Source organism: Streptomyces sp. N35 (assembly GCF_016464295.1).
Classification (GTDB): domain Bacteria; phylum Actinomycetota; class Actinomycetes; order Streptomycetales; family Streptomycetaceae; genus Streptomyces.
In genome coordinates, this window is sequence record NZ_JAEIMH010000137.1 from 4,450 (window position 1) to 15,203 (window position 10,754).

The 10,754-nt window shown below is 69.3% G+C and carries 3 protein-coding genes and 1 pseudogene; 3 read left to right on the forward strand and 1 reads right to left on the reverse strand.

Annotated features, from left to right (window positions below):
* Positions 1-56 precede the first annotated feature (56 nt).
* Positions 57-2,741, reverse strand: a complete 2,685-nt coding sequence (locus JAO81_RS39860) for a SpoIIE family protein phosphatase (protein ID WP_233416577.1) — start codon at positions 2,739-2,741, stop codon at positions 57-59.
* A gap of 318 nt (positions 2,742-3,059) precedes the next feature.
* Between JAO81_RS39860 and JAO81_RS39865 the strand changes: the two genes are divergently transcribed.
* The 3 genes and pseudogenes from JAO81_RS39865 to JAO81_RS39875 form a co-directional block, all read left to right on the forward strand.
* Positions 3,060-8,558, forward strand: coding sequence for a HAMP domain-containing protein (locus JAO81_RS39865; protein WP_199552903.1), 5,499 nt, complete (start codon positions 3,060-3,062; stop codon positions 8,556-8,558).
* Between the two features lie 340 nt (positions 8,559-8,898).
* Positions 8,899-9,582, forward strand: coding sequence for a two-component system response regulator (locus JAO81_RS39870; protein WP_199552904.1), 684 nt, complete (start codon positions 8,899-8,901; stop codon positions 9,580-9,582).
* Between the two features lie 232 nt (positions 9,583-9,814).
* Positions 9,815-10,754: pseudogene (locus JAO81_RS39875) on the forward strand (cell division protein FtsK); the annotation flags it as partial.

The window sequence follows — 10,754 nt, forward strand, 5'->3', positions numbered from 1 at the left end:
CCCGGTGACCGGGCGGGGTTTTCTGCGTTCCGGGCCTCTGCGACCCGGTGCCGGGATCAGTCCTTGTGCGGCTCCGGGACGCGCATCGCGAGGATCGCCATGTCGTCCGACGGCGCGTCCGTCGCGAAGCGCTCCACCGCGCGCATCACGCGGGAGGCGACGGCGCCCGCGGTCAGGCCGGTGCAGTTGGTCAGGACGTCCATCAGACCGTCGTCGCCGAGCATCCGCGTGCCCTCGCGGCGCTCGGTCACTCCGTCCGTCACACACAGGAGCACGTCGCCGGGCTCGAGCGTCATGGTCTGCTCGTACAGCTCCAGGTCGTCCATCACGCCGAGCAGCGGCTGTGGTTCGGCGAAGGGTTCGACCGTGCCGTCCTGGCGCAGGCGCAGCGGCAGGGGATGGCCGGCGCACACCAGCTTCAGGACCGCCGAGCCGTCCTCCTGCGGCCACAACTCCCCGTACAGCAAGGTGAGGAAGCGGCTGCGGGCGCCCTCGTCGAGGATCGCCGCATTGAGGCGTTCGAGGACCGCGGGACCGCCGAAGCCCTCGCGGGCCAGGAGTCTGAGGGCGTGGCGGGCGAGGCCGGTGACCGCGGCGGCCTCCGGGCCCGTGCCGCAGACGTCGCCGATCGCGAAGCCGTACGCGCCGTCGCGGATCGGGAAGAGGTCGTAGAAGTCGCCGCCGACCTCGTTGCCCTCGCCGGCCGCGCGGTAGATCACCTCGACCTCGACGCCCGGGATCTGGGGGAGGCCGGGCGGGAGCAGGCTGCGCTGGAGGGACTGACTGATGGCCATGCGCTCCGAGTACAGACGCGCGTTGTCGAGCGCGAGGGCGGCCCGGCGCGAGAGGTCCTCGGCGAGTTCGAGGATCTCCTGGCGGAAGTGCTCCTCGGAGGGCTTGCCGAGCGTGAGCATGCCGATGACGCGGTTACGGGCGACGAGGGGGAGAACGACCGTCTCGCCGCCGACCGCGGAGGCCGTCGCGAGGGTCGTCCCGATTCCGGCGGCCAGGCGCGTGGGCTCGCCGAGACCGAGGCTGCGCATCGAGGTGCGCAGGGCGGCGCGGTGGGCCGCTTCCGATGGCGCGTTCCAGACGCGGGCGCCCGGGGTCGGCACCGGGTCCGGGGGATCGATGCGCTGCAGCAGGGCCTTGAGACCGTCGATACGGTCCTCGTCCTCATGCAGGACGTAGGAGAGATACGGCTCCGACGACTGGTCCGCGATCGTGTAGACCGCGCACCAGGTGGCCAGCGTCGGGACGGTCATCTGGGCCATGAGCGCCAGGGTCTGGTCGCGGTCCAGGGTGCCGGCGAGCAGGTCGGAGGCCTCGACCAGGAAGCTCAGGGAGCCGCGGCGCAGGCGCTCGAGCTCGCCGAGGCGGGCGGACTCGACGTTGAGCGCGATGCGGTCGGCGGCGAACTGGAGGCGCAGCGCCTCCTCGTTCGAGTACCGCCCAGGCGCCTCGGCCGCGACGCCGAGCGAGCCGGTGAGCCGGCCCTCGACCTTGAGCGGGACGGTGACGACCGAGCGCATCCCGGTGCCGTTGAGCAGCGGGGCCGCGCCCGGTACGACGGTGAGGTCCTCGTGCACCGCGGGCATGCGCGCCGAACCGTAGCGCCCCGTGCCGGCCTCAACGGGTACGCGGGCGAAGCGCTGGCGGGCGGAGGGCAGGCCGGTCGAGGCGCGCACCTCCAGCTCCGTCTCGTCGTCCGTGGCGAGCAGCAGGAAGGCCGCGTCGCCGTCGAGCATGTCGCGGGCGCGCTCGACCGTGCGCTGAAGGAGCCCGTCGAGATCGTCGGGTGCGGGGGAGCCGATGAAGGTGTCGAAGGGGTCGGCCGCCGTGCCCGCGTCCGGGAGCGTCGCCGCGTCGGGGGCCGGCCCGCGGTGCGGGCTCTGCAGCACGGCGCGTTCGTGGTCCCGTACGAGCAGACAGACCGTCGACGGATCGCCCTCCGGGTCCCGTACGCGCAGATGAGAGGCGTAGACGGGGATCACTCGGCCGTCGGCGCCGCGGATCCCGTAACTGCCTTCCCAGCGCGAGAGCTGGAGCGCCTCGACGATGCCCGTGCTCGTGCCGGGGGTGTGCGGCCAGGCCGCGAAATCGGTGAGCGGGCGGCCGAGGACCTTCTCGCTCTCGTATCCGAAAAGGCTCTCCGCGGCGTCGCTCCACGCGGTGATCGCGCCCTCGCGGTCGATCTGGACGACGGCGACATGGACGCGCGGGTCGGTGACCGGCAGCAGGTCGACCGGGAGCGCGGGGCCCGCGGTGCGGGTGCCGACCGGGCGCTCGGGGAGGTCGAGACGGAACCAGACCTGTTTGAACGTGGGCGTGTACTCGACACCCCAGCGGCTGGCGAGCGCCGCGCACAGCTGGAGGCCGCGGCCGCCTTCGCGGTCCGGACTTCCAAGAGTGCGCAAAGACTGCTGAAGCGGGATCTCTCGCTCCGGATAACGGTCGGCGACCTCGATCCGTACAGCATCTTCACTGCGCAGGCACAGCACATCGGCGGTGGTGCCGGCGTGGACCACGGCATTGGTGACAAGTTCGCTGGTCAGGACCACCGCGTCATCGATGATGTCGGTATAGCCCCAGCCCTGGAGGGTGTCGCGGACGAACGCTCGGGCACTGGCCACCGAGCGCCCGACGGGCTCGAAGGTGGCGGCCGCTCGCGCGGTGATCACAGCACTCCCTGTGCGCGTATCGGTGTCGGATCCGTCCACGTACACGTTTCCCCTGCCCATCGTGCGGCCGCCCCTCCACAAGCGCGTCAGCCCGTAATTTCCCGTAGTACCGCCCAGGCCGGACGGACCGGGGTGGTTGGACAGCCGGATGCCAGATTACTTACCTTCGCGGTTCATGCGGATGCCGGTTGCCGTGTTTCCGCCCGGAGGGTGCCGACGAACACTTCGGCGGAGTACGAAGCTGCCGAAGTGTTATGGCCTGGTTCGGACAGGGTGAAACACTGGGCAAGCTCTGAAGGACAGTCGGAGTAGCCCGGGAATCCCGGCAACGAGCATCGAGCAACCGAGCGAGTGGTCGACCCCTGCGGGAGGGACACGGTGGAGTCCGGTACAGCTGCGCGAGGCAAGTCCACGCGCGCGAAAGGCGCTCAGTCCCGTGCCGGCCGCGGTAACGGGACGGTGGAAGTCGATGCCGCGGCACTGAACAAGCTGGTCGCCGCGCTGGCAGCGATGCGGGACGGTAACTTCCGCAAGCGTCTGACGGTCACGAACGACGGCGTGATGGGCGAGATCGCGGCGCTCTACAACGATGTCGCGGACCGCAATCTGCATCTGACCGGCGAGCTCTCGCGGGTACGGCGCATGGTCGGCCGTGAGGGAAAGCTCACGGAACGGCTCGAGAGCGGCGCCTACGAGGGCTCGTGGGCGGCGGCGATCGACGCGTCCAACGCCCTGGTCGACGATCTCGTACGTCCCGTCTCCGAGGTCGGACGGGTGCTCTCCGCGGTCGCCGAGGGCGACCTCGAGCAGCGCATGGAGCTGCGCGCGCCCGGCTCCGACGGCTCGGCGCACCCGCTGCGCGGTGAGTTCCTGAAGGTCGGCCGCACGGTCAACAACCTGGTCGACCAGCTCTCCCGGTTCACCGACGAGGTCACGCGCGTGGCCAGCGAGGTCGGTACGGAGGGCAAGCTGGGCGGGCAGGCCCGGGTGCGCGGAATGTCCGGTTCGTGGAAGGACCTCACGGATTCGGTCAACACCATGGCGTACCGGCTCACTGCGCAGGTGCGTGACATTGCTCTCGTCACCACCGCGGTCGCCAAGGGCGATCTGTCGCGCAAGGTGACGGTGCATGTCGCGGGCGAGATGCTCGAGCTGAAGAACACCGTGAACACCATGGTCGACCAGCTCTCCTCCTTCTCCTCCGAGGTCACGCGTGTGGCCCGCGAGGTGGGTACGGAAGGCGAGCTGGGCGGTCAGGCGCAGGTGCCGGGCGTGGCCGGCGTGTGGAAGGACCTCACCGACTCGGTGAACCTGATGGCCGGCAACCTCACCGCGCAGGTGCGCGGCATCGCCGAGGTCACCACGGCCGTCGCCAACGGCGATCTGTCCCGCAAGGTCACGGTGAGCGCGCGCGGCGAGGTCGCGCAGCTCGCCGAAACGATCAACCAGATGACCGAGACGCTCCGGACGTTCGCGGACGAGGTCACGCGCGTGGCGCGCGAGGTCGGCTTCGACGGGCAGCTCGGCGGTCAGGCGCTCGTGCCGGGCGCGGCGGGTACGTGGAAGGACCTCACCGACTCGGTGAACACGGTCTTCCGCAACCTCACCACCCAGGTGCGTGACATCGCCACCGTGACGACCGCGGTCGCCAGCGGTGATCTCTCGCAGAAGGTCACCGTCGACGTGGCCGGCGAGATGCTGGAACTCAAGAACACCGTCAACACGATGGTCGACCAGCTCTCCGCCTTCGGCTCCGAAGTCACGCGTGTGGCACGGGAGATCGGCGTCGAGGGTGAGCTCGGCGGGCAGGCCGAGGTGCCCGGTGCGGCCGGTACGTGGAAGGACCTCACCGACTCGGTGAACACCGCCTTCCGCAACCTCACCGGCCAGGTGCGCAACATCGCCCAGGTCACCACGGCTGTGGCGAACGGCGACCTTTCTCAGAAGGTCACTGTCGACGTCTCCGGCGAGATGCTCCAGCTGAAGAACACCGTGAACACGATGGTGGACCAGCTCTCCAGCTTCGCCGACCAGGTGACCCGTATGGCCCGTGACGTGGGCACCGAGGGGCGTCTGGGCGGACAGGCGCGCGTGGACGGCGTCTCCGGTACGTGGAAGGACCTCACGGACTCCGTCAACTTCATGGCGGGGAACCTGACTTCACAGGTACGGCAGATCGCCCAGGTCACCACCGCGGTGGCCCGTGGCGATCTGTCGCAGAAGATCGAGGTCGACGCGCGCGGCGAGATCCTGGAGCTGAAGAACACCATCAACACGATGGTCGACCAGCTCTCCGCCTTCGCCGACCAGGTGACCCGGGTGGCCCGCGAGGTGGGTACGGAGGGCCGGCTCGGCGGTCAGGCGCAGGTGCCCGGCGTCGCCGGAGTGTGGCGCGATCTGACCGACTCCGTGAACGGCATGGCCGGAAACCTCACGGCCCAGGTCCGTAACATCGCGCAGGTCGCGACCGCGGTGGCCCGCGGTGACCTCTCGCAGAAGATCGAGGTCGACGCGCGCGGCGAGATCCTGGAGCTGAAGAACACCCTCAACACGATGGTGGACCAGCTCTCCAGCTTCGCCGACCAGGTGACCCGGGTGGCCCGCGAGGTGGGCACCGAGGGCATCCTCGGCGGACAGGCCGAGGTCCAGGGCGTCGCGGGCACGTGGAAGGACCTCACGCAGTCCGTGAACTTCATGGCGAACAACCTGACTTCACAGGTGCGCAACATCGCCGAGGTCACCACCGCGGTCGCCATGGGCGACCTGTCGAAGAAGATCACCGTCGACGCGAAGGGCGAGATCCTCGAACTCGTCACGACCGTCAACACCATGGTTGACCAGCTCTCCAACTTCGCCGAGCAGGTCACGCGCGTGGCCCGCGAGGTGGGTACGGAGGGCCAGCTGGGCGGTCAGGCCCGGGTGCCGGGAGTCACCGGCATCTGGAAGGACCTCAGCGACAACGTGAACCTGATGGCCTCCAACCTGACCAGCCAGGTGCGCAACATCTCGCAGGTCGCGATGGCGGTCGCCAACGGCGATCTGACCCGTACGGTCACGATCGAGGCGCGCGGCGAGGTCGCGCAGCTCGCCGACACCTTCAACACCATGGTGCGCACCCTGAGTTCGTTCGCCGACCAGGTCACCAAGGTGGCCCGCGAGGTGGGCACGGACGGCATCCTCGGCGGCCAGGCCCGCGTACCCGGCGTCGCCGGTACGTGGAAGGACCTCACCGAGTCCGTGAACCAGATGGCGGCCAACCTCACCGGCCAGGTGCGCAACATCGCGATGGTCACGACCGCCATCGCCAAGGGCGATCTCACCAAGAAGATCGACATCGACGCGCGCGGCGAGATCCTGGAGCTCAAGACCACCATCAACACCATGGTCGACCGGCTCTCCTCCTTCTCCGAGGAGGTCACCCGAGTCGCCCGGGAGGTGGGTACGGAAGGCCAGTTGGGCGGTCAGGCGCGCGTCCGCGACGTCGACGGCACCTGGCGCGACCTCACCGAGTCCGTGAACGAGATGGCCGGGAACCTGACCCGGCAGGTGCGCGCGATCGCCGCGGTCGCCACCGCGGTGACCCGCGGCGACCTCAACCTGAAGATCGACGTCGACGCGGCGGGCGAGATCCAGGTGCTGCAGGACAACATCAACACGATGATCGCCAACCTGCGCGACACCACCATCGCCAACAAGGAGCAGGACTGGCTCAAGGGCAACCTGGCCCGGATCTCCGGTCTCATGCAGGGCCGCCGCGACCTCGCGGACGTGGCCGGCCTGATCATGAGCGAGCTGACCCCGGTGGTCTCCGCGCAGCACGGCGCGTTCTTCCTGGCCATGCCCTCGGACGACGCCAAGGAGGTCGGGGCGTCCGACGAGGAGGCGTACGAGCTGCGGATGATGGGCAGTTACGGCTACTCGATGGGCTCGATGCCGACGTCCTTCAAGCCGGGCGAGACGCTGATCGGCACGGCCGCGCAGGAGCGGCGCACGATCCTCGTCGAGAACGCGCCCTCCGGCTATCTCAAGATCGCCTCGGGTCTCGGGGACGCCCCGCCGGCGCAGGTGATCGTCCTTCCGGTGCTCTTCGAGGCGCAGGTGCTCGGGGTGATCGAGCTGGCCTCGTTCCAGCCGTTCACCCAGATCCAGCGGGACTTCCTCAGCCAGATCGCCGAGATGATCGCGACCAGCGTCAACACCATCTCCGTCAATACGAAGACGGAGGTGCTGCTCAAGCAGTCGCAGGAGCTCACCGAGCAACTCCGGGACCGCTCCGAGGAGTTGGAGAACCGGCAGAAGGCGCTCCAGCTGTCCAACGCCGAGCTGGAGGAGAAGGCCGAGCTGCTCGCCCAGCAGAACCGCGACATCGAGGTCAAGAACACCGAGATCGAAGAGGCCCGCCAGGTCCTCGAGGAGCGTGCCGAACAGCTCGCGGTCTCGATGCGCTACAAGTCCGAGTTCCTCGCGAACATGTCCCACGAGCTGCGCACCCCGCTCAACTCGCTGCTGATCCTCGCCAAGCTGCTCGCCGACAACGCCGAGGGCAACCTCTCGCCCAAGCAGGTCGAGTTCGCCGAGACGATCCACGGAGCGGGTTCCGACCTGCTCCAGCTGATCAACGACATCCTGGACCTGTCCAAGGTCGAGGCGGGCAAGATGGACGTCTCGCCGACGCGGATCGCGCTCGTCCAGCTCGTGGACTATGTCGAGGCGACATTCCGGCCGCTCACCGCGGAGAAGGGCCTTGATTTCTCCGTACGGGTGTCTCCGGAGCTGCCCGCGACGCTGCACACGGACGAGCAGCGACTGCTCCAGGTGCTGCGCAACCTCCTGTCGAACGCGGTGAAGTTCACCGACTCCGGCGCCGTCGAGCTGGTCATCCGGCCCGCGGGCACCGAGGTGCCGCACGAGATCCGCACCCAGCTCCTGGAGATGGGCACGCTGCGCAGCCCGGACGCGGACATGATCGCGTTCTCGGTCACCGACACCGGCATCGGTATCCCGGGCAGCAAGATGCGGGTCATCTTCGAGGCGTTCAAGCAGGCCGACGGCACCACCAGCCGCAAGTACGGCGGTACGGGCCTGGGTCTTTCGATCAGCCGGCTCATCGCGCGGCTGCTCGGCGGCGAGATCCACGCGGCGAGCGAACCGGGCCGCGGCTCGACCTTCACGCTGTACCTGCCGATGCACCCCAACGAGCTGCCGCCGCAGGAGTACGCCCAACTCGCCACCGCCATCGAGCCGGCGAGCCACACGGGCCTGCAGGCGCTGCCGCCCGCGCCGGTCGACGAGCCGTTCGCGGCGAGCGAGAACGGCAAGGCGGAGCTCTCGGAGCCTGAGCCGGTGGCCCAGTCGGGCACCCTGTTCCGGCGCCGCAGGCGCTCCGTACAGGCTGCCGAGCCGCGGGCCGCGCTGCCCGGCCAGACCGCGGGACAGAGCGGTCAGGAGCCGTGGACGGGCGCGGAACAGCCGGCGCCGCAGCAGCGGCCCAGCTACCACTTCGGTGGCGAGAAGGTCCTGATCGTCGACGACGACATCCGCAACGTCTTCGCGCTGACCAGCGTCCTCGAACAGCACGGCCTGTCCGTCCTGTACGCGGAGAACGGGCGCGAGGGCATCGAAGTCCTCGAGCAGCACGACGATGTGACGCTGGTCCTGATGGACATCATGATGCCGGAGATGGACGGCTATGCGACGACGACGGCGATCCGTCGGATGCCGCAGTTCGCGGGTCTGCCGATCATCGCGCTCACCGCGAAGGCGATGAAGGGCGACCGCGAGAAGGCCATCGAATCCGGTGCTTCCGACTACGTCACGAAGCCCGTCGATCCCGACCATCTGCTTTCGGTCATGGAGAGCTGGATGAACGAGGACTGAGCGGGAGCGTGCGCCGCTTGTCCGTGCGCGGCCGGGTGGATGACCGGTCGCGCACGCAAGCCGCCCTGAAGGGGCGACCGGTGCCCACGAAGGGGCCGGTGACGGCGGCCGCGCGCGAAGACGTGCTGACGGAACGTGTCCGTTGCCGTGTAGAGGTGCGGGATTCGGGGAACCTTCTGGTCTCCGCTTGCGTTTCTGCTACGTGCACAGTGACATCGCGGTGACAGGGTGTGGCGACAGGCGGGGTGCGGCTACCATGACCGGCACAAGGACGGGCGGCAGGACGGAGTCGTCCCCTGGGGCGGCGACCGGTGGACTGCCGGGGCGAGGAGGACGGGCCATGGTGCAGAAGGCCAAGATCCTCCTGGTCGATGACCGGCCGGAGAATCTGCTGGCGCTCGAGGCCATCCTCTCTGCGCTCGATCAGACCCTGGTGCGGGCATCGTCCGGGGAGGAAGCGCTCAAAGCACTGCTCACGGACGACTTTGCGGTCATTCTGCTGGACGTCCAGATGCCTGGAATGGACGGTTTCGAAACCGCAGCGCACATCAAGCGCCGGGAACGGACCCGAGACATCCCGATCATCTTCCTCACCGCGATCAACCACGGTCCGCACCACACGTTCCGCGGTTACGCGGCGGGCGCGGTGGACTACATCTCGAAGCCCTTCGACCCGTGGGTGCTGCGCGCCAAGGTCTCGGTGTTCGTCGAGCTCTACATGAAGAACTGCCAACTGCGTGAGCAGGCCGCTCTGCTGCGGCTCCAGCTCGAAGGCGGCGGCAAGGCGCCGATCGGCGACAAGGGTGAGCCCGCGGGACTGCTCGCCGAGCTCTCGGCGCGCCTCGCGGCCGTGGAGGAGCAGGCCGAGGCGCTGTCCAAGCAACTCGACGACGAGTCCGCGGACGCCGCGGCGGTGGCCACGGCGGCCCATCTGGAGCGCAAACTGACCGGGCTCCGCCGGGCACTTGACGCTCTGGAGCCGGGCACGGGCCCGGGCGCGGCTTCGGTTCCTTCGCAGAACTGACGCGTCTCCCCGTACGTGACGCGTCTCCCCGTACGTGACGCGTCTCCCCGTACGTGACGCGGAACCTGCCCGTACGTGACGCGGAATCTCCACGCACCGACTGAGGGACCGGTCCGCCTCCGTACCCGCACAATTGATCCCGTGTCAGTTTGGTGCCCTTGTGCGCCGACACGAACGGGTGAAGCAGTGGGCACACGTGTCCGCAGGGGTCCGCACCGGTAACCTCACCCCCATGGCCTCACGTCCCTCCGCAGCCAAGAAGCCCCCTGCCAAGAAGGCGGCGGCGCCCAAGAAGGCTCCGGCGAAAAAGGCCACGGCAGCCAAAGCGCCGGCCAAGAAGGCGCCCGCCAAGAAGGCCGCGGCCAAGCCGGCGCCGAAGCCCGCCCCGAACCCCACCGGTGGCATCTACAAGCTTGCCCGTGCCGTCTGGCTCGGCCTGGCGCACGCGGTGGGTGCGACATTCCGCGGCATAGGGCGTGGCGCCAAGGGACTCGACCCCGCACACCGCAAGGACGGGCTCGCGCTGCTGCTGCTCGGCCTGGCGCTGATCGTCGCGGCCGGCACCTGGTCCCAACTCCGCGGCCCTGTGGGCGATCTGGTCGAGCTCCTGGTCACGGGTGCGTTCGGCCGGCTCGACCTCCTGGTGCCGCTGCTCCTCGGCGGCATGGCCGTACGGTTCATCCGCCACCCCGAGCAGCAGGAGGCCAACGGCCGTATCGTCATCGGGCTTTCGGCCCTCGTCATCGGGGTGCTCGGCCAGGTGCACATGGCGTGCGGCGCCCCCGGGCGCGGTGAGGGCACCGAGGCCATAAGGGATGCCGGCGGCCTGATCGGCTGGGCCGCGTCCCGCCCCTTGATCTTCACGATGGGCGAGGTGCTCGCCGTACCGCTGCTCGTCCTGCTCACGGTCTTCGGGCTCCTGGTCGTCACCGCGACTCCGGTGAACGCCATTCCGCAGCGGCTCAGGCTGCTCGGACAGAAGCTCGGCATCATCCAGGCCGACCCGGTGGAGGACTCCGCGTTCGGGGACGGCTCCGAGGACGACGCGCGCTACGACGAGCAGTGGCGCGAGGCCGTGCCCGCGTCCCGCGGCCGCCGTAAGCGGACGCCCCCCCCGGACGCGTACGACCCGGAGAAGGCGGAGGGAGAGGCGCCCACCCAGCGGGGGCGCC

Bases quoted from the DNA above. Each gene is read 5' to 3' on its own strand.
- JAO81_RS39860 (WP_233416577.1), bottom strand. From the start codon at position 2,741: ATGGGCAGGGGAAACGTGTACGTGGACGGATCCGACACCGATACGCGC.
- JAO81_RS39870 (WP_199552904.1), top strand. From the start codon at position 8,899: ATGGTGCAGAAGGCCAAGATCCTCCTGGTCGATGACCGGCCGGAGAAT.